The following is a 23,840-nucleotide window of genomic DNA, read 5'->3' as shown; positions in this document are numbered from 1 at the left end:
GACAGTGATACATCACCCCTCACCCTGAGGTGCCCGACACAGTCGGGCCTCGAAGGGCGAGGCCACCCCGATCCCCTCATGCTGAGGTGCCGGGCTTGCCCGGCCTCGAAGCACGAGGCCACCAGTGCAGGATGCTTCGAGGCCCGCGCTTCACGCGGGCACCTCAGCATGAGGGAGCCGAAGCGCTTGCGAGACTCTATCTCCCTCCTTGCGGGGGAGATGGGCCTCCTCACATCCCCTCGCCCGGCTTCCAGGCCTTGGGCGTCACGCCGGGCCGCACCACATAAAACCCGTCCGCCGACACCGTCTGCCATTCCCCGACCTCACCCTGCGGCCACAACACGCGGATCTCGGTCTGCGCCTGCGCCCCCAGACCAAAGTGGTGCCAACCAGTCTTGCCGCTGGCGTGGCCGCCGCCGATGGTCACCTCGCGGCGCTGGATCACGGCACCGGTCTTGACCTCGATCCAGGCCCCGATGGCGTTGCGGTTGGCTCCCTCCTGGCGGAGCGCAATCTGCAGGAAATGCCCTGCCCCCTCGGTCACATTGCGCCAGATCTCGACCGGCGAGCCCTGGTTGACGACCAGGAGATCGACCAACCCATCGAGGTTGAAATCGGCCAGCGCCCCTCCCCGCCCGGTCGCCATCGAGGCGATACCGGCCTTGTCGCCCATCTCGATGAACTTGCCGTCGGCGCCCTGGATCAGCAGGTTGTTCGGGTCCCTTTCGGCAAAGTCCGGCATCTTGGCGACATTGCCCTTGGCGATGAAGAGATCGGCGCGGCCGTCATTGTTGACGTCCTCGAAATCGGTGTGCCAGGCGGTCGAGGGCCGGATCTCGCCGCCGGTATAAGGCCGGTGCGCGGTCGCACCCCTGGCGAAGGCGACGTCATTGTAAGCCGGTTTCGGTTTGCCGCCCTTCGGGATCTCGGAAAGCGTCTGCAGCTTGTTGTCGGCCATGCTGGTGAGAAAATATTCCGGATAACCGTCGAAATCGAGGTCATGGGAGGCGATGCCCATGCCCCAGATGCGCAGGTATTTCCAGCCCTCGGCCTGGGTGTAGAGCGCCGGCGGCCCGCCCGGCGGCAGGTGCCACATCTGCTCCTGGCCGCCCTTGTAATATTCGCGGTCGTTGGAGACGCGCAGCGACGGCGTGCCGGAGCGGTCCCAGTCGGTGAAGAGCATGGAGAGCGGGCAGAAGGAGGGCGTGAGCGGCAAAGGCGGGGCAAAGCGGCGCTCGGTAGCCGAGGCCGGCCTCTGCAGCCAGTTGTCGGTGCAGGAGCCCCAGGGCTCGAAATCCTCGAAGCGGTCGATGTAGTTGCCGATGGCGAGCGTCGGCCAGGTGGCGCCCTTTTCCCAGGTGGCGGAGAAAGCCGTCGACCAGGCATCGCCGCCGTCGAAGCCGAAGGCCTCATTGGCTCGCTCGAAGCGGCATTCGCCAAGGCCCCGCATCACGACATTTTCGCCGGAGCGCAGGAGGACGACGTCCTGCAGACCGTCGCCGTCGATATCGAGCGGATAGGCGCCGATCACCTTGTCGAGTTCGAGGCCCGAGGGTTTTTCCTCGAATTTCAAGGTGCCGCCCGGCTCGCTGCGATTGAGATAGAATTTCGCCTTGTCCTCGCCGCCTGCGAGCACCAGATCGGGAAAGCCATCGGCATTGCAGTCGAAACTGCCGGCACCACCGCCGACCATGAACTCCCAGTCGCCGCGATAGGTGCTGGAAATGCCGCTGGTTGCGGTTTCATCCGCATAGTGCGGCACAAGGGGGCCGTCTGCCGACAGCGCAGGCGATGCCAGCAGCGACAGGAGCAGCGCCGGCGCGAGGGCGCACGGAAGACCGGAGCGGCTCATCGGCGCGTCTTCAGGGCGACGGCATAAGCGCCGACACATCGCCCCTGGTCGAGGCCGCGTTCGATGGCGGCACGGAAATGGATGCCGCCGTAGAGGCGTGAAATGCCGGCCTCGTCTGCCGCATCCCAGAAGCTCTTGAAGGGGCGGTTCGGCAGCTTGTCCTTTTCATGGGTGCTGTCGGTGAAGGCGTAATTCTCGCCGAAGAAGGCGGTCAACACCGTCGCTGCCGCACCGGACTGTGTGGAATGGCCGCTCGGATATTCCGGGAAGGGCGGCGTGATCAGGAGCGGCTCCCACTTCGGATCGATCACCCGCTTGATATAGGTGACCGGACGGACGAGATCGAATTCGAACTTCGAATGCCAGCAGCCGATGAAGGCGTCGGCGAGTGTCACGCCGAGACGGGCGAGCAGATCGGCATGGTCGCTCGCACTCGCCTTGCGCTCGTCCAGCTGCTGCAAGGCGATGACCATCCAATGGCCGGGCGGGGTGGGCGACAGCATCGGGTCGTCGGACCAGAAGCGGGCGATGGCGCGCTGCTCCGGCGTCAGCCCCTTAACGGCCTCGTAGACTTCGAGGGCCTCCCGATAGAAGGCCGAGCCCTTCTCCTCGCTATAGGCCGGCGGTGGCGGGAGCGGGCAACCGTTTCCGGTCTTCATGGCGAAGGGACGGTTTTCACCCCATTTCGGCAGAAGCGGCATCTGCTGCTGATTGATAAGGTTGGTCGGCACCCAGTGTTCGGGACCTTCCGTGAGCTTATACTCCAGCGGAAAACCCATGTTTTCGATCTTCGCGCCGCCATCACCCTCGGACCAGGCGAGGATATGGGCGGTGACGCTTTCGCCATAGGCGGTGCTGCGCGCCACGAGTTCTGGCGCCAGACCTTCATTGAGGCTCGCCGCCATCTTCTCGCCGAAACGTTTCAGGGCCCGCTGGCCGGTCGGGCCGGTATTGGCGAAGAGGGCGCGGGTGGCGGAACCCAGGGCGGCATTGACGACGATCGCCTCGTCATAGCTTTCGCCGGCGACACGGGAGGGAACCGGGCTAAGCCCGTTCAACTGGCCGGACAGGCTGACCATGGTCGAATCGCCGGAGACGAGCGCTTCGTAGCCGGCGACGCCGAGATAGGCGAAGGCGCGGCTGGCGACGGGCGGTGAATAGGTGGGCGTGTGGCGCACTAGTTCGAGCACGAGGTGATACCAGTCGCGGATCACCTTGTCCGCGCCGATCGGGGTTGCCGAGGCCGGAGCGCTGATGAAAATGGATAGACTGAAAATTATGAGCGCGCAGAAGCGCTGCAATGCTGCTTTCATTTTCCCCCTCCCCGAGGTCCCTGAAGCCGTCATTAAACGATTGAATAGCGATTAAGCACGGGTTGTAGTCGCCTGCAAGGGGTGCGTCCGGGCGGGATCAGATCCAGCCGATGGCCCGGCCGGCGAGGCCCGCGGCGAAGAGGACGAGGAAACTCGCGGCGATCCGGCCGACAAGCAGCGGGTTTGCGACGGCCACCCGACGGAGAACCGCAGCGCCGAGGGTGATCCAGGAGAGGGCAACCAGCATTACCAGCGCGGAAAACAGGCCGAGATAAGGGAGCGGCGCTGTGAGGCCATCGGGTGTGCCGGCGACAGCGGGCGGGATGAGGGCAAGGCCGATGATCAAGCCCTTGGGGTTGAGGACGGTCGTTGCAAAGACGCCGAGCGCATTGACGGCGCCGGGATCGGCCGCCGTCGGTGGGTTGCTCCAGAGCCGGATGGCCAGCAGAAGGACCCAGACGGTGGACAAGAGCTTGATGACGAGGGCCGCGGTTGGCTGGCCAGCCAGCAAGGGGGCAGCCACAAAGACGAGGGTCGAGATCGTCGCCAGATAACCGGCAAGCTCAGCGCCAACCAGCGGCAGGGAGGCTTTCAGGCCGCGCGTGGCACCGGCGACGGCCAGAAGGGTGTTGGTCGGGCCGGGGGTGAGCAGAAGGAGCAGGACGGCAAGGGCAAAGGCGGGCAGAGACAAAAGGGGCATTCTCCAGAAGCGCTGGATCTCCCCTAGCAGCGAGCGGGCCAGACCGGCTTGATTTCGGTCAAGCGGTCACGCTGCCTCGCATCAGCTGCCGATCGTAGCGACCCAGGCGCGGGCGAGCGCCAGACCTGCCTCGTCGGAAAGGGCTCCATGGCGCTCGGCCAGTCCGTCGTGGCGCAACGCCCAGCCCGGCTCCTTGCGCTCGACCGCATCCGGAAACTGCACGAGCCAATCGCGCACGACGGCTCGATTGGCCTCGAAATGAAACTGGAAACCATAGGATGCACGGCCGAGGCGGAAGGCCTGATGGCGGGCGCTCTGGTTTTCGGCGAGATGCAGGGCATCCGCCGGCAGCGTGAAAGTGTCGTCGTGCCACTGGAACGACAGGAATTCATCCGGAACGGCAGAGAGCACGGGATCGGTCTTGCCATGGCCGGTTTTTTCGATGCTGCACCAGCCGAATTCGGGGGCCGTGCCGATGAGATTGTCGGCGCCATAGGCACGGGCGAGCAACTGGCTGCCGAGGCAGATGCCGAGCACGGATTTGTCCGCGTCGCCAAAGCGCCGCATCCGATCGGCCAGATGCGGCAGGTAGGGATGCCTCTCATCGTCGCGGGCATTCTGCTCGCCGCCGAAGACCACCAAAGCATCGAAATCCTCGGGCTGCGGCAAGGGCTCGCCGTCATAGGCCTTGATGGTGGTGGTTTCGGCACCGGCCTCGGCCAGCGCAATGCCGACCTGGCCGGAATGGGTGATCCTGGAATTTTCGACGATGGCGACGCGCATGGAGTTCCGGCGAGTGAATGGCAAGAACTGCAGAAGAGGCATGACCGATGCGTCTCTGCAAGGCCACCCGGCGGCATTTGCCGGGCGCCCTGCGTCATTTCGGCGAAAGATCAGACTGTCCTGGGAAGACGCGCATCGACCGAATGGGCATTGCCACCACGGATGACAAAATAGAGGGTCATCGCGCTCCACAGCAGGGATTTTTCGGCGCCGGAAAAGCCCTCCCCGATCTGGATCCAATGGAAATAGACGGTCACCAGCAACACGATCGTGACCGCAAAGGCGGCGGGGCGGGTGAGAAGGCCGATCGCAAGCAGAATGCCGCCGAAGAATTCGGTGGCTGCAAGCAGCGGCGACCAGAAGACACCGGGATAGAAGCCGAGGCCCTCGACCATGTCGACCGCGCCGAAGGGATCGACGATCTTGCCCGCGCCGTGAATGACGAGGAAACCGCCGGCGACAACCCGCAGCAGCGTTTCGGCGAGGTCATGGGTCGACCGATAGAGCGGCGCGAGGGCGGGAAAAACGAGATGTTCGTTGCGGATGGACATGGGGCGCTCCTATGCGGACAATGGATGTCGGCCAATTGCCGCGTCTGCCAGATCGTGGCAAGACGCGCGCGATCAAAACTTGACCCAGACAGTTGACTTCATTGTGAGGCACAGGACGCCAATGGATAAGCCCCGGATTTCGATCACCTATTGCACGCAGTGCAACTGGCTTTTGCGCTCCGGCTGGATGGCGCAGGAACTGCTGCAGACCTTCGGCACGGATCTCGGGGAAGTGGCGCTGATCCCCGGCACCGGCGGGATCTTCGAGATCCGGCTGGGTGACGAGATGATCTGGGAGCGCAGCCGGGACGGCGGATTTCCGGGCCCGAAGGAGCTGAAACAGCGGGTACGGGACGTGATCGATCCGGAGCGGGATCTCGGCCATGTCGATCGCGCGGCAAAGAGCGAGGGGCTGGACAGCTGAATCGGTGCCGAGCCGGACAGGCCGGGGACACGGGGCGGCACAGATTGCCGTCCGCGTCCCCGGCATGAAGGCCTCAATAGAAGGGCGAGCGGCAGGTCTTGTAATAACCGCCGGAGGACAGGAACTCGTTGGTGCGCGGATTGTAGGACCGATAGCGGTTGAGGCACCATTCGACGTGGCGGGCCCAGACATTGCGCGGCGGCCGGTAGCCGGGTTCGACATAAACCGGCGGGCGGGGACGCGGGCGATAGACCGGCGGGGGCGGTGGCGGCCGGTAAGCCGGCTCGTCATAGACCGACGGCGGATAATAGTCCGGCGGTGGCGGACGATAGCGCGGCGGGCGCGGGCGATCCCAGGTTTCGTAACATCCGGAGAAATCGCAGACGAGATCGACCTTCTCGACACCGGCGATGCCGGCCTGTGCGGGCGCGGCGACCCTCGGTGCGATCGGCGCCGGCATCGCTGCCTCGGCAGCCGTGCCGAGCACCTGAGCGCCGATCAGCGTCAGGGCCATGACGGCGAAGCTTGTTTTCATATCGACATCCTTACACGAACCTGCTGCACCGGCATTTGCAGCCGGTGCATCGACCGACGCAGTCAGCGGTCGGATCACGGCTTTTTCACGACCGCGTCATTCTAATATTCACCCACATCGCCTGCCGTGCAAGGGATTGGCCGCACGCAGGCGGGCGGCGCTTTCACGAGGATCGTTCGCCATGACATGAAAACTTCAAAATGTCGGTTGACAGGCCAGAGCAGTCGCTTTACACGGCTCCTCGTCGCCCAGATGGCGGAATTGGTAGACGCGCCAGCTTCAGGTGCTGGTACTCGAAAGGGTGTGGAGGTTCGAGTCCTCTTCTGGGCACCAAATTCCCATTTCAGATCATCCAAGATGGTCCAGAAGCAAAGTAAGAAGCCCGGTTTTCCGGGCTTTTTTGCTGTCTAACGTCCAGTGACGTCCGGTTGCATCCGAGAGTTTTGTTGGTAGCATCGTTGGTGTTCGGCAAATAATGCCAACAGCGGCTTGGCCCGATGCCAACAGTTTTCGGCTGGATACCAACATGGCGCTCACTGACACGGCCCTAAAGGGACTAAAACCAACAGAGAAGCCGACAAAACACAGCGACGGTGGCGGGCTGCACGTTCTGGTCTCTCCCAAAGGCTCAAAGCTTTGGCGCCTGTCCTATCGCTTCGATGGCAAGCAACAGACATTGGCCTTAGGTTCGTACCCGGCAGTAACACTCGCGGATGCGCGCCGGGAGCGGGAGAACGTAAAGGCGCTGCTGGCCAAGGGCATCAACCCGTCTCAACATGCCAAGCTGGAGCGGATAGCCAAGCGAAGTAGCAATGCGTTGACGTTCAAAGCCGTTACCGAGGAGTTTCTTGAGAAGATTGCAAAGGAGGGAAAGGCCGAGACCACCCAAAACAAGAAGGAGTGGTTGCTTGGTCTTGCCATGGCAGATATCGGCGCACGGCCGATTTCGGAAATCACTGCCTCCGAAGTCCTCGTCCCGTTGCGAAGGATTGAAGCCAAGGGCAACTACGAGACCGCACGACGTGTCCGTTCGACGATTGGGCAGATCTTCCGCTATGCCATCGCTACGGCCAGAACCGACAACGACCCGACCTTCGGCCTTAAAGGTGCTTTGACTGCGCCTGTTGTCACGCATCGTGCCGCCATCACCGACAAGAAAACGTTTGGCGGATTGCTTCGCTCGATTTGGGCCTATGAGGGCATGCCGGAAACGCGTCTCGCGCTGCAGTTGATGGCGTTGCTTTATCCCAGACCCGGCGAACTGCGCCAAGCGACGTGGAGCGAGATAGATTTCGACAAGGCCGTTTGGACGTTGCCCGCATCGCGCATGAAGATGCGGCGCGAGCACCGCAAGCCACTAAGCGCCCAAGCCTTGGCCATACTTAAAGAACTGCACACTTTGACGGGGGACGGAAAATTGATGTTTCCTGCAGTCACATCACGCACCCGAACCATGAGCGAGAACACAATGAACAGCGCGCTCCGGCGCATGGGCTTTTCCCAACAAGAAGCGACGGCCCACGGCTTCCGGGCAAGTGCTTCCTCATTGCTGAACGAAAGCGGCAAGTGGTCCCCAGACGCTATCGAAGCCGAATTGGCTCATGTCGGCGCAGACGAGGTTCGCAAGGCATATCACCGAGCACTATACTGGGATGAACGGGTGAAAATGGCGGGATGGTGGGCGACATATCTGGACGAAACACGGCAGACGTGATCCCGTAGGAATCGCTAAAGAACATAGGCGTTCCCCGTGGAGTTGCGATATGTCTGAAGTTTCCCACTGGATGCACGTGGACGTGTTCACCGTCGAACAAGCTGCCGCTTTGTGGTGCGGTACAGATCCGGCAAAGCTATCGCCGGTAAATAGCTTGAACCGCTCAGAGATTCTCGCGGTTAAGCAAATGCTGTCTGCCGCGATCGTCACCAAAGAAATGCCGGCAGATACTTCGACAAATGGCCTCGCTATGATCGGAGAGCACTCCAAGTCTTTGGTAACCAGAGCTTCCCTGGAGGCATTCGCTCGCCAGAAGAACCTATTTCCGGCCTTCCTTTTCGACACATTGCTGCCTTTCGACAAGGAGGGGCAGGTTCCTTCCATTCAATTCACGCCGGCAAGCCTCCCGCTTCCCGATCCACCGATCAATCGTGGTGGACGGCCGCCCGAATACGATTGGGATAGGTTCACAATGGAGATCATCCGAAAAGCTAATACTCCTGGACGAAGAATGCACTTGTGAACTGGCTCGACCGGCGTCTTCCCTTCACCGCCCGACGGGATATCACACGCGTTTCTTCTACGCTCTTCATCTCCAAGGCGCTCGACCACATCACGGCACAAACCTGCATGCCGCTTGAAGCTTTGGCGCGGGCAAAGTTCCGGATCGTTGAAGCACTGGTGAAGGTGATTGCCAAGCACCGGGACGGGCGGGAAACACAAGCCTTTCAAATGGCGCTCATTCCGCAAAGCGGCTTGGAATTCCAGACGAGCGCCAACCTCGAACTCACATTTGAGGAAAGCCGCTATGGCTATCGCGAGCCCTACAAGGGACGCACAGATTTCAGGAAACACCTGTTTCGCGTGATCGGCGACCTGGAGCCGTCGGGCGAGGAACACGAATGCGCTGTTTATCTGGAGCGCCTGCCGGAGGTGAAGGCCTGGGTTAGGAACACGTCTCAGCAGCCAAACTCGTTCTGGCTACAGACGGCAACGGACAAGTTCTATCCTGACTTCGTGGCCCTGCTCACGGACGGACGCTATCTGGTGGTAGAATACAAGGGCTCGCATATTGTCACAGCTGACGACGCCAAGGAAAAGCGATTGGTCGGTGATCTCTGGGCAGATCGCTCCGAGGGCTCTTGCCTCTTCCTGATGATCGAGGGTAAGGAATTCAGCAGAATTGACGCGGCAATCCGAAAGCCACTCTGACTTTTTTGGGGATAAGCTCAATTTGTCGAGCAGTTGAGCTCGGAACGCCGTGACGGCTTTCGATTTGTTGGTGCTTTTGTTGGTACAGACGCTGATTGACCGAGAGTAGACATATATAAATCAAGGACTTGGTTGGAGAGTGCGGGTGCTCTTCTGGCACCAATTTCCTTTCAGAACAAGGCCTTGCCTTGAACTGAAAGCATCATAAAAAGCCCGGTTCGCCGGGCTTTTTTGTTGCCTTTTTCACGGATAGCGGGAAGCCTGCCCGTTCATGCCCGGCGCCCATTCTCCTGCGTTTCGCAGGTGGCCCAATACCCCAGCAAAGGATGCTTCATGGAAGACACGGTCGCCATCGAGACCCGCAGCGAGTTCGCCCTCTGGGCCATCGAACGGGCCAAGGAAATCGTCTCGCAGGAGGGGACCGCGCTCGCCCTGGCGGCCCGCGACATGGACGAAGAAGGTCTGCGCGAGGCCGGCCACAAGCTGGGTGCGGCGATCAGCGACGCGCTTCTGGAAGTGTTCGACGGCTTGCTCGGCAGCGAAGGCTGAGCGTCATCCGTCGATGTTGCGGGGGTTCACGCCCGGATACCACATGCGCCCGCGCATCGGCGGCTGCGTGCCTTGGTAGATGACCCCGTCCTTTTCGCAGCGATAGACCGTATAGGGCAATGAATCGCGCAGGCTGCGGCTTCTTCCGCCAAGCGACGGCATGGCGGTCGCGGTCGCGCAGGAATACCCATCCGCAAGCGGATCGGCCGGCTGCGGCTTCACGCCGGGCAAATCGTGGAAGGTTTCAGAGCCTGCCTTGCTCCAGGCGATGCCATTCTCAGCCGCAAAGGCAGGTGACGCGCCAGCCAAGGGCAGCGCCAACGGCAGGATGAGCGCCATGGCGAGCAGCCGCATGGGGCGGGTGGTTTGCCGAGGGGAAACAGGCATTGGCATGGCGGAGTTCCGCTTCTGACGTCTAGACTGATCCCGATATAGGGATGTTTCGGCGCAGACCCAAGAACCTTCAGTTCACGTTTCGGCGACGGGGCGGCGATAGCCGGTGGGTGTGCCGTAGAGCCAGCCGATGCGCTCGATGGCATCAGCGAGCGTTTCGCGGGCCACCGTCATGGTATGGCCGTTGGCATGAATCATCATTTCCTCGTCCTCCATGATCGCGGCATGGCCTTTCCAGAAGACGAGATCACCGCGCTGAAGCTCTTCGCGGGTGATGGGCGTTCCCAGGCCTGCCGCCTGCATGTCGCTGTCACGGGGCACCTTCAGGCCCGCCATGGTCATCGAGAGCTGGACGAGTCCGGAGCAATCGATGCCGAGGCCGGACTTGCCGCCCCAGAGATAGGGGGTTTCGAGAAAGAGCGCTGCGACCGAGACGAAGTCTTCTGCCGGTGAATCTGTCAGCGGGCGCAGATGGCGCAGGATGAGCGCACTGCCATCGGCGAGCAGGCCATAGCGGGTGCCGCGGGTTTCCGCCTCGCCGACCACAGTGACGCGGCTTCCCATGGAGAGGGTGTCGCGGCGGGGAAAACGCAAGTCCGCGCCCGGATAAAGGAAGGTGCGCGGAACGCAGACGACATGGGTCGTCGCTTCGGGGGCGCCGAGCGCTGCCTCGGGCAGGTAACCGACATAACCGTCGGCCACGGCCTGGACCCAGGCGATGCCCCCTGCCCGCTCGAAGACGCTGACCGCTTCGCCGAGCAGCAGCTGGGTGTCGATGCCGGCGGTCATATCGGGCGTCGGATGCAGATCGACCACCGGAAGAACGATGCGGGCGGGCTCCTGGGTGACGAAGCGTGTCGCCTGGACCTGACCCTGGAGGGCGGCATCGGCGAGATCGGGGCGGAAGGCATGAAGGCGGCGGTCGAGTGTGGTCATTTCGTCTCCATCAGCCGAGCGTGCGGCCCTTGGCGATGATGCGATCGCCGAATTTTTCGAGGAAAAGCGCACCGCCGACGGTGCGCTTGACGATGACGCTGCGGCGGTCGAGCGCATCTCTGATACGATCAACCAGGCCCATTTCGCCGAGAGTGTCGAGCGCGCGGGTGATGACCGGCTTGGTGACCTGCAATGTGGCGGCAAGGCCGCGCACGGTGTGTGGCGGCGGCACCAGATAGATTTCGAGCAGCACGGCGAGCTGGCGCATGGTGAGGTCAGGTCCGTCATGCTGGACCTGTTCCAGGGTCACCCTGTGCCAGAGGCCAAGCGCCTGGGTTGCCGTCAGTTCAAGGGCCATCTGGAGATCCCGCGTCATGGCCGGGGCTTTGAGCGCCCCCGGCCTATGACGCCATCATTCCGGCAAAGGAACGATTGTGCAAGGGGGCTCAAGCCCAGCGGCGCTGCAACAGGCGATAGAGGGCGCGGATGGCCTGGGCTTCGCCGCCGGCAGGGCCATGGGCGCGCTCCGACTGGGCCCAACCGAAGATGTCGAAATGCGCCCAGGCACGACCCGGCGAGACAAAACGCTTGAGGAAGAGGGCAGCCGTGATGGCCCCGGCCATGCCGCCGGCCGGCGCATTGGTGAGATCGGCGATCTGGGCTTTCAGCATGCGCTCGTAGCCCTTGTGCAGCGGCAGACGCCACAGGGGATCGTCGACTTCGAGCGCGGCATCGGCAATGTCGTGGGCGAGGTCTTCGTCATCGGTGAAGAAGGGCGGCAGATCGGGGCCGAGCGCAACACGGGCGGCGCCGGTCAAGGTTGCCATGTCGATCAGGAGATCGGGGGCTTCGGCATCGGCATAGGCCAACGCATCGGCAAGGATCAGCCGGCCCTCGGCATCGGTGTTGTCGATCTGGACCGTCAGGCCCTTGCGGCTCCTGTAGACGTCACCCGGGCGGAAGGCGTTGCCTGAGATGGCGTTTTCGACGGCGGGGATGACGACGTGGAGATCGACCTTGAGCTTGGCATCCATGATCATCAAGGCGAGGCCGAGCACATTGGCGGCACCGCCCATGTCCTTCTTCATCAGCAGCATGGAGGCGGACGGCTTGATGTCGAGGCCGCCGGTGTCGAAGCTCACGCCCTTGCCGACCAGCGTCAGCTTGGGGTGACCCTTCTTGCCCCAGCGCATCTCGATCAGGCGTGGTGCGACGGTCGAGGCGCGGCCGACGGCATGGATCAGCGGGAAGTTCTGCGCGAGAAGCTCTTCGCCGACGATCGTGGTGACCTCGGCCTTGTAATGGGCAGCGAGGCGACGGACCGCGTCTTCGATATCGGCCGGGCTCATGTCATTGGCGGGGGTGTTGATCAGGTCGCGGGCGAGATAGGCGCCTGCGATCTGACGCTTGATATCGGCGGCATCGGCATCCTGCGGGATGAGCAGGCGCGGCTCGGTGACGCGTTCCGAACGGTAGCGGTCGAAGCTGTAGGCGCCGAGACCATAGCCGAGCAGCAGGCGGTTTGCAGTGAGCGGCGCGGTTTCGATGTGCCATTCACCGGCGGGCAGAAGGCGGGCCAGCTTGCCGGTGAGAAAGGGGTTTTCCGACGGGTTCGAGCCCAGGCCGAGCAGAGCCCCGCCGAGATGGCCGTCTTCCGTCGGGATCAGCAGAAGCGACCCGGCCTCGGCCTTGAAGCCGGCCTTTTTCGCCCAATCGAGTGCCAGCGGATCGAGCGTGCCCGTTTCGACATGGGCGGGCGTGACCGCGAAGACCGGCAGGGTCTTGCCGCCCTTGGTGCTGAAGGGGGTCGGTCTTTCGATATACTGGAACGGGGGCATGGCAGGAGCTTTCTGGAGGGGAATCGCGATGGGTCGATTAACACTCCGTTAGGGTTAACAGATTATTGCTTGAGCGGAGATTACGCCGCGCTTCGACGCCGGCGAAGACACGATATTCGGAGCGAAACGCCATGCTCACCCGGCACATGACACAGCATAGACGTCTGCAGATCCTTGCCACCGCCGGTCTCGTTCTGGCAGTGCTTGCGACATCGGGATGCTCGACGAGCCGCGACAGGCTGACCACGGGATCGATCCCGACGATGAACAAGGCGGTCGACAGCATGAGCGAGCCGGAACTGGCACGCGCGGCAGACAGCATGGGCCAGGCCTATGACCGCAAGCCGAAGGACCGCAGCATCGGGCTTTCCTATGCCAATGTGCTGATGATGCAGGGACGGAATGCCCAGGCGCTGGCCGTCATGCAGCAGGTGGCGATTGCCAACCCGACCGATCGCGAGGTGCTGGCGGCGCTGGGCAAGGCGCAGGCTGCGGCCGGCCAGCTGGACAAGGCGCTCGGCACGATCAACCGGGCACAGACACCGGATCGTCCGGACTGGCGGCTCTATTCGGCAGAAGGGGCCGTGCTCGACCAGCTGGGCCGTTCCGACGAGGCGCGTGGACGCTACCGGATGGCGCTACAGATCCAGCCGAACGACCCGAGCGTGCTTTCCAATCTCGGCATGTCCTATGTGCTGACCGGCGACCTCAAAACGGCCGAGACCTATCTCAGGCAGGCGCAGCAGCAGCCGGGCGCGGATAGCCGCGTGCGGCAGAACCTGGCGCTGGTGATCGGACTGCAGGGGCGGTTCCAGGAGGCCGAGCAGATGGCCGCGCAGGAACTCAACCCGCAACAGGCGGCCGCCAACCTGCAATATCTGCGCGGCATGCTGTCCCAGCAGAATTCCTGGCAGCAACTGGCTTCCGAAGACAAATCCAAGAAGAAGAACGGTTGAGGCCACTCCCATCTAAGGGGCGCCGGCGGTCAGGGATCGGGGAAACGCAGGTGTGAGCGGCCGCTGGTCAGGTCCTGGACCAAACGCTGCACGGTCGCTTCGTCGCCGCGCTTCAGCGTGACATCGAAACGCACGCCTTCCGCTTCGAAATGTTCGACCAGGGACAGATGCGGGATCGCCTGGAGGCGGGCCTTCAACAGCGCCAGATCCGAGAAGCTGCAGGCGAGATCGCCGGTGACGAGCGGGATAATCTCGGTTTTGGTCCCGAGTCTCAGAGCCTGGGCGGTCGTTCCGCCGTAGGCGCGCATCAACCCGCCACTGCCAAGCAGGATGCCGCCGAAGAAGCGGATGACCAGCACCACCACGCCATCCAGCTCCTGTCCGTCGATCGCCTGGAGAATGGGTTTGCCGGCCGTGCCCGAGGGCTCTCCATCATCGGAGAAGCGGTAGGCCTGGCCGAGCCGCCAGGCCCAGCAATTGTGGGTGGCCGAAGGATCGGACTTTTCGGCGAGGAAGGCCTTGGCTTCCTCTTCCGACGCGATCGGGGCCGCATAGGCGATGAAGCGGCTTTTCTTGATGTCCTGCTCGTGTTCGACGGGCGCGTTCAGCGTGAACGCCATGGGCGTGTCCTCACTCTTCCGGCACGGCTGCGGCCTCGTTGGCGCGCAGCCAGAGGGCGAGTTCCGCGATCACCGAAAGTCGCAGGGCTGCCTTCATGGCAAGCGCGCGGGTCAGCGAGGTGTCGCGCGGGGAAAAACCGAGTTCGGCCATGATCGCGGTTGGCGCCAGATTGCGGGTCCGCATGACCGCCTCGATGCGGGCGATGGTGGAGGGTAGGAGATAGCGGCCATTGGCGATCAGGATTTCCGGGTCGGCCGACACCGGATCGGGGGTCGGCGATTCGGGGGACCTTGCCGGCGCGGGATGCTCCTGCTCGCCCTTCGCGCGCACTCCGGCGGTGACGAGATCGAGAAAGGCCTGGCGCTCCTCGGGCGAGGCGCCGGTCCAGGCTTTCAAGAGTTTCGTCAGCGGGGTTGGCTTGGCTTTCTTCGACATGTCCGGCTTTCTGTTCGCACCCGTCCATAACCTGCCCAAGGGACGGGTGCGAGAAAAAAACTTGGGCTTCGTGCGCTTCTTCCGCGGACACGAATTCGCCAGCCACAACAGCGGGATCGGGCACCCTCACAACGGTTTTTCGGGACGGCGCGCATCAGAATTTTCGAATGGACGACAAGCAGTCGTTAACCTTTATTTTCTACTGAAAAGGCTTGTCATCCGCGTTCCCGTATCTCGTCAGCGTTCAGGTTTTCGATGCATCCTCCCCGTTCCAATTCCGCTTTCCAGGCCAGCCAGTTCGGGGATCAAAACGGGGGCAGCGCCCAGACCCCGCAGGGCCAGCAGGCCGCTCGGCCGGCGGGTGCCGACCAGATGGCGGCCAACCAGATCGAGGGGCGCGAAGAGCAGCCCGTCTGGCAGAGTGCTTTCGTTCTGGGTCCCAATGTGCGCTTTACCCGGACCCCTGATCGGACGCCTGCCAAGCCAGAGACGATCGAGCCGATGAGTGCACCGGCACCGGCTGCGCCGCAAGTTTCACGTGCCCCGGTGGCCCAGCCGCAGGCTTCTGTTCCGACAACACGCGTTCCGCAGTCCCCGGTTCCGACAGCTCACGCTCCGCGGCAAAACCCACAGACCGAACAGCGCCCGGCGTCGCCCTATGGCCTGCCGCGCACCGGCGCTCCGCAGCAGCCGGTTGCCGCTTCGGCCAGACCTCCGATTGCCAGCCAGCCGCTGCAGCAGCAACACCAGCCGCGCGTGCCGGCCTCCGTGACATTGCCGCAGCCGCCGGACGCCGTGGGCGCCCGGGCGCTGACCTACAAGCTGCGCCGTGAACTGGCGCGCCAGCAGGCCGAACAGGCCGCCTGGGAAGCCTCCATGGCCGAGGACCCGACGCGGCCCGTCGCGCCGCCGCCGACGGTCGCCCAACCGGCGCCGCTGGTGCAGGGCATGCGCACGGTGATGGCGACAACGACATCGGCTGCGGTGGGACATGCGAGGCAGGCTTCGACAGTTCCGGCTGCTTCGGGGCCGGTAGCTTCCGCACAGGTGACGACCGGACAGGTTGTTGCCGGCCGGCCGCCCTTGCAGAACCATGCGACGGTGCAAGCGACCGGCGCAGCGCCGTCGGGGATGGTTGCAACGCCAGCCCCAACGCCAGCTCCCACTTCAGCCCCAGTCGCGCGGCCGACCATGGCTCGCAATGCATTCCTTCGGCCCCCCGTGCAGATGGCGCAACCAGCCCAGGCGACACCGGCGCAGGCTGCACAGCAGACATCCGGCCACGCAGCGGCGCCGACAGCGGCGCCGTCCATCACGCAGCCTTCGTCCGGGTTTATGCAGCCGGCCGCTGCTCCGTATTCGTCCTTACCGCAGACCCCGATTGCTGCGCCTTCGCCTGCACCGGTGACTGCACCTGCGGCATCGCCGTCGGCGCGGCTGCCGATCAGTGCGCTGCTCTCCGACCACATCTTCTTCGAGGCGATGATCGATCCGGTCGATGCACCAGTGGAGACCGAGATGGCGCGCGCGGTCCCTGTTAACGCGCAACCACAGCCGGTCGCCGTGACACCTGCGCTCGTGGCCCCTGTGGCCCCTGTGGCTCCCGTTGCGGCCCCCGTGATGATCCCGACGCGCAGCGCGGCGATCAGGGCCGAGGTGGTGCGCTACCGGCCCGATGCGCTGGCGACCGCGATGCCGGCCGTTGCGCCGCTGCCGAAGCCCGTGTTCGATGCGCCGGCGGGATCTGTCGTGGCGCTCTACCGCGAGGTGGCGCGGCGTGAGGTCGGGGCCGATCAGGTTGCGGCTGCCATCCCTGCTGCCGGTGTTCCCGACGCTCTTGCCGCCGTCCCGGACGCGATCGCAGCCGCCCCTGCCCGCTCCGTGATCCCGACGGCTTCTTCTTCGACACGCCAGCCGCTGTTCCGCGCCCAGGAGGCGATGGGCGAAGGCGAATATGAGCTGCCTTATCTCGACTTCCTGCAGCAGCCGCCGGTTCAGACAGGCGTCACGATGACAGCCGAAGCGCTGGAGCAGAGCGCGGGGCTGCTGGAAAGCGTGCTGGAAGATTTCGGCATCAAGGGCGAAGTGATCGACGTGCGCCCCGGCCCCGTCGTCACGCTCTACGAATTCGAGCCGGCCCCGGGCGTCAAGTCCTCACGTGTCATCGGCCTTTCCGACGATATCGCGCGCTCCATGTCGGCACTTTCGGCGCGTGTCGCAGTCGTGCCCGGCCGCAATGTGATCGGTATCGAGCTGCCGAACCCGGTGCGCGAAACGGTCTATCTGCGCGAGCTGATCGAGACGCCCGATTATGCCGAGACGCGCTACAAGCTGCCGGTTTGCCTGGGCAAGACCATTGGTGGCGAGCCTGTCATCGCCGAGCTTGCGAAGATGCCGCATCTGCTCGTGGCCGGCACCACCGGTTCGGGCAAGTCGGTCGCGATCAACACGATGATCCTGTCGCTGCTCTACCGGTTCCGGCCGGACGAGTGCCGGCTGATCATGGTCGATCCGAAGATGCTGGAGCTCTCCGTTTATGACGGCATCCCGCATCTGCTTACCCCCGTCGTCACCGATCCGAAGAAGGCCGTGATGGCGTTGAAATGGGCGGTGCGCGAGATGGAGGACCGCTATCGCAAGATGAGCCGCCTCGGCGTGCGCAATATCGATGGCTACAATGCGCGTGCGGCGCAGGCCCGCGAAAAGGGCGAGACGATCACCGTTTCCGTGCAGACCGGCTTTGACCGGCAGAGCGGCGAGATCGTCTATGAGGACCAGGAACTCGATCTTTCGCCGATGCCTTACATCGTCGTCGTGGTCGACGAGATGGCCGACCTGATGATGGTGGCCGGCAAGGAGATCGAAGGGGCGATCCAGCGGCTGGCGCAGATGGCGCGTGCGGCGGGCATCCACCTGATCATGGCGACACAGCGCCCCTCGGTCGATGTCATTACCGGCACGATCAAGGCCAACTTCCCGACCCGTGTTTCCTTCCAGGTGACGTCGAAGATCGACAGCCGCACCATTCTGGGTGAGCCGGGTGCCGAACACCTGCTTGGCCAGGGCGACATGCTGCATATGGTCGGCGGCGGGCGCATTGCGCGTGTGCACGGACCCTTCGTTTCGGACGAGGAAGTCGAAAAGGTGGTTGCGCATCTGAAGATGCAGGCGCGACCGGATTATCTGGGCACTGTGACCGAGGACGCCGACGAAGCGGAAGACGAGCCGGAAGAGGACGTCGCCGTGTTCGACAAGAGCGCCATGGGGGAAGAGGACGGCAACGACCTCTATGACAAGGCGGTCAAGGTGGTGCTGCGCGACAAGAAGTGCTCGACCTCCTATATCCAGCGCCGGCTGTCGATCGGCTACAACAAGGCCGCCTCGCTGGTGGAGCGCATGGAGCAGGAAGGCATCGTGGGCGCTGCCAACCATGTGGGCAAGCGGGCGATCATCGTCGGCGGGCGGGAAGTCAGTGCCGAAGGCGATTTCGAAGGCTGAGCGCTGTAAGACGGTTCAGGGCCGGAACTCGGCCTTGACCTCTTTCATGGCCAGGCGATCGACGATTGCGGGTGCCGAAAGCCAACATACCTCTCAGCGGTTTACCGACACCGTCAGACCTGAACGGGACGGATCGTATCCGTCGCAATTTTGCCTTCCAGAATTCCGCGGGTGAGATCCGATCTGTCGCGATCGATCTCGATCACCGTATAGAGCTTTTCCGAGCGGAAGGCGCTGGCCATGGTGGTCGTCACGTCTTCGGCGGGCTTGGCATCGATCTCCATGTAGTCCAGCTCCCGGCCGGAGGCGACGATGCGGGCATCACCGGATGTGCGGGCCGCGACGACGACCGTGCCCTGATAGGGAGAATTGTCCCAGCGGGGATCGTCGGCTTCGGCGATCGGCTCCAGACGGTAGACATTCAGCTTCTCAGGTCGATGACTGTTGCCTTGCGCCGTTGTGGCGGCATCTGTCTGACGGACGGCGACTTCGAGCGGGCGGCCGGTCCGGTCATCGGCCGGCTTCGCGCTGTTATCGTTGGTGGGATTGTGCATGATCCGTATCCTCCGGTTCGGTCGTCTTGAACAACCGCCGGGGACACGCGTGGTTCCATGGTCGGACATAAGCCGGCTAATGATCGCCCCCCGCTCCGGGCTGTCATCATGGTACCGTACGGGCGAGGAGATCGATGATGTGCTGTGGGCCGGTGGGGACGATGCCGGTCGCGTTCAGCGTCTTGATCGAATAGTAGCCGCGCGTGATGTGGTCCATGTTGACCGTGGCGCGCACGCCGTCGAGCCTCAACACCCGCTCCACATAGGCGGAGAGGGCCACGTAATCAGCGATGCGGTGGCGGTTGGTCTTGAACAGGCCGTGATAGGCGGCGTCGAAGCGGATCAGCGTGACGAAGAGGCGGATATCGGTTTCTGTGAAGCGCGACCCAAAGAGGAAATCGCCACCGTCGGACAGGCGGGTTTCCAGTTCGTCGAGCATGGCGAAGACGCCATCGACGGCTTCGTCATAGGCGCCCTGCGTCAGCGCGAAGCCGGCCTTGTAGACGCCGTTGTTCAACTGGTCATAGAGGCGGGGGTTGAGCGCGTCGATCTCTGCAGCCAGGTCCTCCGAGTAGAGGCGGAGATCGGAGGGCACGAGGCCCTCGAAGGCGGTATCGAGCATGCGGACGATGTCAGCGCTTTCGTTGTTGACGATGGTGCCGGTCTTTTCGTCCCAGAGCACGGGCACCGTGGCGCGGCCGGTGAATTCGGGATCGGCGCGGGTATAGAGTTCGTGCAGATGGGTGGCGCCGAAAAGCGGATCGGCATCGGCACCGGGATAACCGCCGAACTGCCAGCCCTCGCTTGACAGCGCCGGGGCGACGACGGTGACGGCGATGACGTCTTCAAGGCCTTTCAGGGCGCGGACCATCAGCGTGCGCGAGGCCCAGGGGCAGATATAGGCGACATAGAGGCGATAGCGCCCGGCCTCTGCTTGAAAACCGCCCTCGCCCGTCGGGCCCGGCGCGCCATCCGGCGTGATCCAGTGGCGGAAGGAAGAGGTCTGGCGGACGAAACGGCCCTTTTCGTCAGCCTTCTGCACCGGCTGCCAGTCTTCCGTCCATTTGCCATTCACCAGCATTTTCAAACTCTCCATCACGGCGAGAGGGCCACGGCCTCTCTTCATGCCGTGATTATGCACCTCCCGGTCGTTCAGCGAAATCCGAAGTTTCTTGAAAAACTGTTCGACAATGCTGAACAGCGTTCAGGTGCCCGGATGGGCTCTGCTGCCTGGGAAAAGGAGTTCGATGAAGCGTTCTGCCGTCGGTTGAGGCTCGTGATTGGCGAGACCCGGTCGCTCGTTGGCTTCGATGAAGACATAATCGGGCTCGGCCGGGTCACGCACCATGAAGTCGATGCCGACGACGGGGATCTTGATGGCTTTGGCAATCCGGCAGGCGGCGTCGACCAGATCAGGATGGACGCTTTCGGTGACATCGTGGATCGTGCCGCCGGTGTGGAGATTGGCGGCCTTGCGAACGGTGATCTCGCGCCCCTCGTCCAGCACCGTGTCGAGGTCGAGACCCTGTTCGGCGAGGCAACGCTTCGTTTCGACATCGACCGGGATGCGGCTTTCACCGCCGGTGGCGGCGGCGCGGCGGCGGGACTGCTGCTCGATCAGCCTGCGGATCGGCGCGTGGCCGTCGCCGACGACACGCGGCGGGCGGCGGACGGCGGCGGCGACGAGGCGGTAGTCGATGACGACGAGGCGCAGGTCCTCGCCCTCGAAGCAGGCTTCGAGCAGGACGCGGTCGCAGACCTGGAGGGCCTGCTTGATCGCCGTGCCGAGAGCCTCGGTGGTTGAGACGCCGACGGAGATGCCGCGACCCTGCTCACCACGGGCCGGTTTGACGACCAGTTTGCCGTGTTTTTCGAGGAAGGCCTGGCGCTCGGCTTCGGGGGCGTCGGCGGAGATCTGTTCGGGGACCGCAAGCCCTGCTCCTTCGGCAAAGCGGCGGGTGACGGCCTTGTCGTCGCAGATCGACATGGCAACCGCCGAGGTCAAATCCGACAGGCTTTCGCGGCAATGGATGGTGCGGCCGCCATGGGCGAGGCGGAAGAAGCCACCTTCGGCGTCGGTCACCTCGACATGAATGCCGCGACGCAGCGCCTCGTCGACGATCAGGCGGGCATAGGGGTTCAACGCCTCGTAGGATTCGACCGGCTGAGCGAAGAACTTTTCGTTGATGGCGTTCTTGCGCTTGACCGAAAAAAGCGGCACGCGGCGGAAGCCGAGCTTCTCATAAAGGCCGATCGCCTTGTCGTTGTCGTGCAGAACGGAGAGATCGACGTAAGCCAGGCCGCGGGCCTGGAAATGTTCTGACAGCGTGCGCACAAGACCTTCGCCGATGCCCGGCTGGCGGGCCTGCGGGTGAACCGCGAGACACCAGAGCGAGGCGCCCTGTTCAGGATCGTCGAAGAGACGCTTGTGATCGATGCCGGTGACGGTGCCGACGATTTCGCCGGTCTTCTCATCCTGTGCAACGAAATAGCTGACCGGACGGTTGTCGCGTTCGCCGGTGAAGAAATCCTCGCGGACCTGGACCATGCCGCAGGCGGCATAGACGGCATTGATGCCGGCGGCATCGCCCTCGACGCCGAGACGCCGGATGGTGATGCCACGCGGGCGGCGGCCACCGGGGCGGTAGGTGGAGAGATCGAGGCGGAAGGTGTGGGACGGATCAAGGAAGATCTCCTGCGGGGCGCGGGAGAGCAGCACATGAGGTTCGCCGACATAAAAGGCGATGTCACGGCTGCGTGGGGCTTCGTCCTTGAGCGTGATGAGAAGGGTCGCATCGTCTTCGAAGGTGCGGGCAAAGAGCAGGCGGCCCCAGCCGCAATCGAGCACGACATTGCGGCCCGGTTGCGGCGCATCGGCCGGGCGAAACTGTGGCAGGGTGCCGGCGCTGCCTGGCTGACGCAGGCGGCCGAGCCGATGCGACAGGGCCTTGCTGTTGCGCGGCTTGTGGGTGACAGGCGCGGCGGGCCGCGCGGGCTTGTCCGTATTCTTCATCTCAGACCTCGTGTGCCTGGAGCCACATTTCGAGCAGACCGACCTGCCAGAGTTCGGAGCCCTGCAGGGGCGTGATGTGATCGGAGGGGGCAGCAAGCAGCCGATCGACATAGTCCTGCCGGAAGAGGCCACGCTCGCGGGCGGCCTGGGAGGACAGCGTGTCGCGCAGCATGTCGAGATAGGGACCGGCGATGTATTTGAGCTGCGGCACCGGGAAATAGCCCTTCTTGCGGTCGATCACCTCGCCTGGAATGACCTTGCGGGCGACGTCCTTCAGGATGCCCTTGCCGCCGTCGCGCAGCTTTTCCTCAGGCGGAATGCGGGCGGCGAGTTCGACCAGTTCATGGTCGAGGAAGGGCACGCGAGCCTCCAGGCCCCATGCCATGGTCATGTTGTCGACGCGCTTGACCGGGTCGTCGACCAGCATGACGCTGCTATCGAGACGCAGCGCCCGGTCGACGGGGGTATCGGCACCTTCGGCGAGAAGGTGCTCACGGATGAGGTCGCCGCTCACGTCGCGGTCGGCGATCCAGCGCGCGTTGAGCTGGGTCGCCAGGGTTTCGTGCGAGCGGTCGCGGAAGCCACGGCCGTAGTCGGCGACGACATCTTCGGAACCGACGAGGGGCGGATACCAGTGATAGCCGGCAAAGACTTCGTCGGCGCCCTGCCCCGACTGGACGACCTTGATGTGTTTCGAGACCTCCTTCGACAGGAGATAGAAGCCGACATTGTCGTAGGAGACCATGGGTTCGGACATGGCGGCGATGGTGCCCGGCAGTGCCCCCATCAGATCGGCTGAGGGCACGAAGATCTTGTGGTGGTCGGTTGCGAATTCGCGGGCGATCAGGTCGGAATAGACGAATTCGTCGCCCTTTTCGCCATTGGCTTCCTCGAAGCCGACAGAGAAGCTCATGAGGCCGGTCTGGCCGGCTTCGGCAAGCAGGCCGACGATGAGGCTGGAATCGACGCCACCGGAGAGGAGGACGCCGACGGGCACATCCGCGATCATGCGGCGCTTGACGGCCAGACGCAGGGCGTCGAGCAGGCGTTCCTGCCATTCCTCACGGGTGACCGAGCGGTCTTCGACGCGGCGCTGGTAGGGCGGGTTCCAGTAGCGGCGGTCCTGAAAACTGCCGTCGCGCGCATAAACACGCAGCGTTGCCGGCGGCAGCTTGCGCACGCCTTTGAGGATCGTGCGCGGCGGTGGCACGACGGCGTGGAAGGTCATGTAAGTGTGCAGGGCATCCGTATCGATCGCGGTGTCGATGCCGCCCGTCTTGACGATGGCGGGAAGCGAGGAGGCGAAGCGCAGACCGCCAGAGACCTCGGCCAGGTAGAGCGGCTTGATGCCGAAACGGTCGCGGGCCATGATCACCCGGCCGCTGTCGCGCTCGTGGATGACGAAGGCGAACATGCCGTGGAAACGCGAGACGCAGGCCTCGCCCCAGGCATGCCAGGCCTTCAGAATAACTTCGGTGTCGCCACCGGAGAAGAAGCGATAGCCCTGGCGCTCAAGTTCGCTGCGCAATTCGCGGAAATTATAGATGCAGCCGTTGAAGACGAGCGAGAGGCCGAGATCGGGATCGACCATCGGCTGCTGCGACTTGTCGGAGAGATCGAGGATGCGCAATCGACGATGGCCGAGGCCGACATTGCCGCGTACCACGACGCCGGACGAATCCGGTCCGCGCGGGGCGAGCACATCCGCCATGATCGATACTGCCTGAACCGACGGCGCGCCGCCATCGAACCTTACTTCTCCACAAATGCCGCACATGAGCCTGGCTGGAACCTCCGTTGAAAGACGAAACGAAAGGTGCCGACGGCCGGAATTTCACCCCCGGCGCATCGGACACGCATTTTGCAAATGGCCGGGGGTGCGCATTGTTCCATCTTTTTTTTGCGCTTCCGGCTTCTCGCCGGACGCGTGAACCGGGCAAGGCCGGTTCACGCGCGCGCTCTC

Annotated in this window: 23 protein-coding genes and 1 tRNA gene; 8 read left to right on the top strand and 16 right to left on the bottom strand. The window is 63.7% G+C overall.

Going from position 1 to position 23,840, the window contains the following annotated elements:
- Positions 1 to 229: 229 nt before the first annotated feature.
- The 5 genes from DFO46_RS22200 to DFO46_RS22180 all read right to left on the bottom strand — a co-directional run bounded on the left by DFO46_RS22200 (position 230) and on the right by DFO46_RS22180 (position 5,199).
- Positions 230 to 1,852, bottom strand: a complete 1,623-nt coding sequence (locus DFO46_RS22200; RefSeq protein WP_120279111.1) for a CRTAC1 family protein — start codon at positions 1,850 to 1,852, stop codon at positions 230 to 232.
- Positions 1,849 to 3,165 carry a vanadium-dependent haloperoxidase gene (locus tag DFO46_RS22195; RefSeq protein WP_120279110.1) on the bottom strand — a complete coding sequence of 439 codons (1,317 nt, stop codon included), beginning with the start codon at positions 3,163 to 3,165 and terminating at the stop codon, positions 1,849 to 1,851. The genes DFO46_RS22200 and DFO46_RS22195 overlap by 4 nt, the downstream gene beginning before the upstream one ends.
- 97 nt (positions 3,166 to 3,262) lie before the next feature.
- Positions 3,263 to 3,865: a hypothetical protein gene (locus tag DFO46_RS22190; protein WP_245422692.1), complete on the bottom strand. Its 603-nt coding sequence runs from the start codon at positions 3,863 to 3,865 to the stop codon at positions 3,263 to 3,265.
- A gap of 81 nt (positions 3,866 to 3,946) precedes the next feature.
- A complete protein-coding gene (locus DFO46_RS22185; protein WP_120279108.1) occupies positions 3,947 to 4,648 on the bottom strand; it encodes a type 1 glutamine amidotransferase in 702 nt (233 codons plus the stop codon).
- A 110-nt stretch (positions 4,649 to 4,758) separates the two neighbouring features.
- Positions 4,759 to 5,199 carry a DoxX family protein gene (locus DFO46_RS22180; RefSeq protein WP_120279107.1) on the bottom strand — a complete coding sequence of 147 codons (441 nt, stop codon included), beginning with the start codon at positions 5,197 to 5,199 and terminating at the stop codon, positions 4,759 to 4,761.
- A gap of 121 nt (positions 5,200 to 5,320) precedes the next feature.
- Between DFO46_RS22180 and DFO46_RS22175 the strand changes: the two genes are divergently transcribed.
- Entirely contained in the window at positions 5,321 to 5,623 is a 303-nt protein-coding gene (locus DFO46_RS22175; RefSeq protein ID WP_110793852.1) for a SelT/SelW/SelH family protein, read from the top strand.
- Between the two features lie 73 nt (positions 5,624 to 5,696).
- On the opposite strand, the gene DFO46_RS22170 is transcribed toward DFO46_RS22175, so the two are convergent.
- Positions 5,697 to 6,158 carry a BA14K family protein gene (locus DFO46_RS22170; RefSeq protein WP_110793923.1) on the bottom strand — a complete coding sequence of 154 codons (462 nt, stop codon included), beginning with the start codon at positions 6,156 to 6,158 and terminating at the stop codon, positions 5,697 to 5,699.
- Positions 6,159 to 6,404: 246 nt separating this feature from the next.
- Here DFO46_RS22170 and DFO46_RS22165 point away from each other — a divergent pair.
- The 5 genes from DFO46_RS22165 (at position 6,405) to DFO46_RS22145 (ending at position 9,633) form a co-directional block, all read left to right on the top strand.
- A tRNA-Leu gene (locus tag DFO46_RS22165) sits at positions 6,405 to 6,491 on the top strand.
- 193 nt (positions 6,492 to 6,684) lie between these two features.
- Positions 6,685 to 7,872 (top strand): integrase arm-type DNA-binding domain-containing protein, encoded by a 1,188-nt coding sequence (locus tag DFO46_RS22160; RefSeq protein WP_120279106.1) that lies wholly within the window; start codon positions 6,685 to 6,687, stop codon positions 7,870 to 7,872.
- Between the two features lie 49 nt (positions 7,873 to 7,921).
- Positions 7,922 to 8,395, top strand: coding sequence for a hypothetical protein (locus DFO46_RS22155; protein WP_120279105.1), 474 nt, complete (start codon positions 7,922 to 7,924; stop codon positions 8,393 to 8,395).
- Complete coding sequence (locus tag DFO46_RS22150; RefSeq protein ID WP_120279104.1) at positions 8,392 to 9,084, top strand: hypothetical protein; 693 nt, start codon at positions 8,392 to 8,394, stop codon at positions 9,082 to 9,084. Before DFO46_RS22155 ends, DFO46_RS22150 begins: the two co-directional genes overlap by 4 nt.
- A 333-nt stretch (positions 9,085 to 9,417) precedes the next feature.
- Complete coding sequence (locus DFO46_RS22145) at positions 9,418 to 9,633, top strand: hypothetical protein (RefSeq protein WP_110793853.1); 216 nt, start codon at positions 9,418 to 9,420, stop codon at positions 9,631 to 9,633.
- Positions 9,634 to 9,636: 3 nt separating this feature from the next.
- On the opposite strand, the gene DFO46_RS22140 is transcribed toward DFO46_RS22145, so the two are convergent.
- The 4 genes from DFO46_RS22140 to DFO46_RS22125 form a co-directional block, all read right to left on the bottom strand.
- Entirely contained in the window at positions 9,637 to 10,026 is a 390-nt protein-coding gene (locus DFO46_RS22140) for a hypothetical protein (protein ID WP_147412787.1), read from the bottom strand.
- 75 nt (positions 10,027 to 10,101) lie between these two features.
- Positions 10,102 to 10,962 (bottom strand): NlpC/P60 family protein, encoded by an 861-nt coding sequence (locus tag DFO46_RS22135; RefSeq protein WP_120279102.1) that lies wholly within the window; start codon positions 10,960 to 10,962, stop codon positions 10,102 to 10,104.
- 10 nt (positions 10,963 to 10,972) lie between these two features.
- Positions 10,973 to 11,320: a MarR family transcriptional regulator gene (locus DFO46_RS22130; protein WP_120279133.1), complete on the bottom strand. Its 348-nt coding sequence runs from the start codon at positions 11,318 to 11,320 to the stop codon at positions 10,973 to 10,975.
- A gap of 88 nt (positions 11,321 to 11,408) precedes the next feature.
- Positions 11,409 to 12,800, bottom strand: coding sequence for a M17 family metallopeptidase (locus tag DFO46_RS22125; RefSeq protein WP_110793856.1), 1,392 nt, complete (start codon positions 12,798 to 12,800; stop codon positions 11,409 to 11,411).
- 146 nt (positions 12,801 to 12,946) lie between these two features.
- Between DFO46_RS22125 and DFO46_RS22120 the strand changes: the two genes are divergently transcribed.
- Positions 12,947 to 13,756 carry a tetratricopeptide repeat protein gene (locus tag DFO46_RS22120; protein WP_245409018.1) on the top strand — a complete coding sequence of 270 codons (810 nt, stop codon included), beginning with the start codon at positions 12,947 to 12,949 and terminating at the stop codon, positions 13,754 to 13,756.
- A gap of 29 nt (positions 13,757 to 13,785) precedes the next feature.
- On the opposite strand, the gene DFO46_RS22115 is transcribed toward DFO46_RS22120, so the two are convergent.
- Both DFO46_RS22115 and DFO46_RS22110 read right to left on the bottom strand, forming a co-directional pair.
- Entirely contained in the window at positions 13,786 to 14,376 is a 591-nt protein-coding gene (locus DFO46_RS22115) for a YigZ family protein (protein ID WP_120279101.1), read from the bottom strand.
- Between the two features lie 10 nt (positions 14,377 to 14,386).
- Positions 14,387 to 14,812, bottom strand: coding sequence for a hypothetical protein (locus DFO46_RS22110; protein ID WP_120279100.1), 426 nt, complete (start codon positions 14,810 to 14,812; stop codon positions 14,387 to 14,389).
- A gap of 255 nt (positions 14,813 to 15,067) precedes the next feature.
- Between DFO46_RS22110 and DFO46_RS22105 the strand changes: the two genes are divergently transcribed.
- Complete coding sequence (locus DFO46_RS22105) at positions 15,068 to 18,310, top strand: DNA translocase FtsK (protein ID WP_120279099.1); 3,243 nt, start codon at positions 15,068 to 15,070, stop codon at positions 18,308 to 18,310.
- Between the two features lie 113 nt (positions 18,311 to 18,423).
- On the opposite strand, the gene DFO46_RS22100 is transcribed toward DFO46_RS22105, so the two are convergent.
- The 4 genes from DFO46_RS22100 to DFO46_RS22085 all read right to left on the bottom strand — a co-directional run bounded on the left by DFO46_RS22100 (position 18,424) and on the right by DFO46_RS22085 (position 23,654).
- The gene (locus DFO46_RS22100; protein WP_245422691.1) at positions 18,424 to 18,864 is read right to left on the bottom strand and encodes a hypothetical protein; all 441 of its coding nucleotides are present in this window, start codon (positions 18,862 to 18,864) and stop codon (positions 18,424 to 18,426) included.
- Between the two features lie 106 nt (positions 18,865 to 18,970).
- Positions 18,971 to 19,945 (bottom strand): glutathione S-transferase family protein, encoded by a 975-nt coding sequence (locus DFO46_RS22095; protein ID WP_120279098.1) that lies wholly within the window; start codon positions 19,943 to 19,945, stop codon positions 18,971 to 18,973.
- A gap of 123 nt (positions 19,946 to 20,068) precedes the next feature.
- On the bottom strand, positions 20,069 to 21,877 hold the full coding sequence (gene ngg, locus DFO46_RS22090; RefSeq protein WP_120279097.1) for an N-acetylglutaminylglutamine synthetase: 1,809 nt from the start codon (positions 21,875 to 21,877) through the stop codon (positions 20,069 to 20,071).
- A 1-nt stretch (position 21,878) separates the two neighbouring features.
- Positions 21,879 to 23,654 (bottom strand): N-acetylglutaminylglutamine amidotransferase, encoded by a 1,776-nt coding sequence (locus DFO46_RS22085; protein WP_120279096.1) that lies wholly within the window; start codon positions 23,652 to 23,654, stop codon positions 21,879 to 21,881.
- Positions 23,655 to 23,840 lie beyond the last annotated feature (186 nt).

The sequence above is a fragment of the Rhizobium sp. AG855 genome, assembly GCF_003610655.1.
In the GTDB taxonomy this organism is placed as follows: Bacteria; Pseudomonadota; Alphaproteobacteria; order Rhizobiales; family Rhizobiaceae; genus Allorhizobium; species Allorhizobium wuzhouense.
Note: the sequence above shows the minus strand (reverse complement) of the source record. Positions and strands in the feature narration are given on the sequence as shown.

Excerpts from the sequence above, each read along its gene's own strand:
- DFO46_RS22200 (WP_120279111.1), bottom strand. The coding sequence starts at position 1,852 with ATGAGCCGCTCCGGTCTTCCGTGCGCCCTCGCGCCGGCGCTGCTCCTG.
- DFO46_RS22195 (WP_120279110.1), bottom strand. The coding sequence starts at position 3,165 with ATGAAAGCAGCATTGCAGCGCTTCTGCGCGCTCATAATTTTCAGTCTA.
- DFO46_RS22190 (WP_245422692.1), bottom strand. The coding sequence starts at position 3,865 with ATGCCCCTTTTGTCTCTGCCCGCCTTTGCCCTTGCCGTCCTGCTCCTT.
- DFO46_RS22185 (WP_120279108.1), bottom strand. The coding sequence starts at position 4,648 with ATGCGCGTCGCCATCGTCGAAAATTCCAGGATCACCCATTCCGGCCAG.
- DFO46_RS22180 (WP_120279107.1), bottom strand. The coding sequence starts at position 5,199 with ATGTCCATCCGCAACGAACATCTCGTTTTTCCCGCCCTCGCGCCGCTC.
- DFO46_RS22175 (WP_110793852.1), top strand. The coding sequence starts at position 5,321 with ATGGATAAGCCCCGGATTTCGATCACCTATTGCACGCAGTGCAACTGG.
- DFO46_RS22170 (WP_110793923.1), bottom strand. The coding sequence starts at position 6,158 with ATGAAAACAAGCTTCGCCGTCATGGCCCTGACGCTGATCGGCGCTCAG.
- DFO46_RS22160 (WP_120279106.1), top strand. The coding sequence starts at position 6,685 with ATGGCGCTCACTGACACGGCCCTAAAGGGACTAAAACCAACAGAGAAG.
- DFO46_RS22155 (WP_120279105.1), top strand. The coding sequence starts at position 7,922 with ATGTCTGAAGTTTCCCACTGGATGCACGTGGACGTGTTCACCGTCGAA.
- DFO46_RS22145 (WP_110793853.1), top strand. The coding sequence starts at position 9,418 with ATGGAAGACACGGTCGCCATCGAGACCCGCAGCGAGTTCGCCCTCTGG.
- DFO46_RS22140 (WP_147412787.1), bottom strand. The coding sequence starts at position 10,026 with ATGCCAATGCCTGTTTCCCCTCGGCAAACCACCCGCCCCATGCGGCTG.
- DFO46_RS22135 (WP_120279102.1), bottom strand. The coding sequence starts at position 10,962 with ATGACCACACTCGACCGCCGCCTTCATGCCTTCCGCCCCGATCTCGCC.
- DFO46_RS22130 (WP_120279133.1), bottom strand. The coding sequence starts at position 11,320 with ATGGCCCTTGAACTGACGGCAACCCAGGCGCTTGGCCTCTGGCACAGG.
- DFO46_RS22125 (WP_110793856.1), bottom strand. The coding sequence starts at position 12,800 with ATGCCCCCGTTCCAGTATATCGAAAGACCGACCCCCTTCAGCACCAAG.
- DFO46_RS22120 (WP_245409018.1), top strand. The coding sequence starts at position 12,947 with ATGACACAGCATAGACGTCTGCAGATCCTTGCCACCGCCGGTCTCGTT.
- DFO46_RS22115 (WP_120279101.1), bottom strand. The coding sequence starts at position 14,376 with ATGGCGTTCACGCTGAACGCGCCCGTCGAACACGAGCAGGACATCAAG.
- DFO46_RS22110 (WP_120279100.1), bottom strand. The coding sequence starts at position 14,812 with ATGTCGAAGAAAGCCAAGCCAACCCCGCTGACGAAACTCTTGAAAGCC.
- DFO46_RS22105 (WP_120279099.1), top strand. The coding sequence starts at position 15,068 with ATGCATCCTCCCCGTTCCAATTCCGCTTTCCAGGCCAGCCAGTTCGGG.
- DFO46_RS22100 (WP_245422691.1), bottom strand. The coding sequence starts at position 18,864 with ATGCACAATCCCACCAACGATAACAGCGCGAAGCCGGCCGATGACCGG.
- DFO46_RS22095 (WP_120279098.1), bottom strand. The coding sequence starts at position 19,945 with ATGCTGGTGAATGGCAAATGGACGGAAGACTGGCAGCCGGTGCAGAAG.
- ngg (WP_120279097.1), bottom strand. The coding sequence starts at position 21,877 with ATGAAGAATACGGACAAGCCCGCGCGGCCCGCCGCGCCTGTCACCCAC.
- DFO46_RS22085 (WP_120279096.1), bottom strand. The coding sequence starts at position 23,654 with ATGTGCGGCATTTGTGGAGAAGTAAGGTTCGATGGCGGCGCGCCGTCG.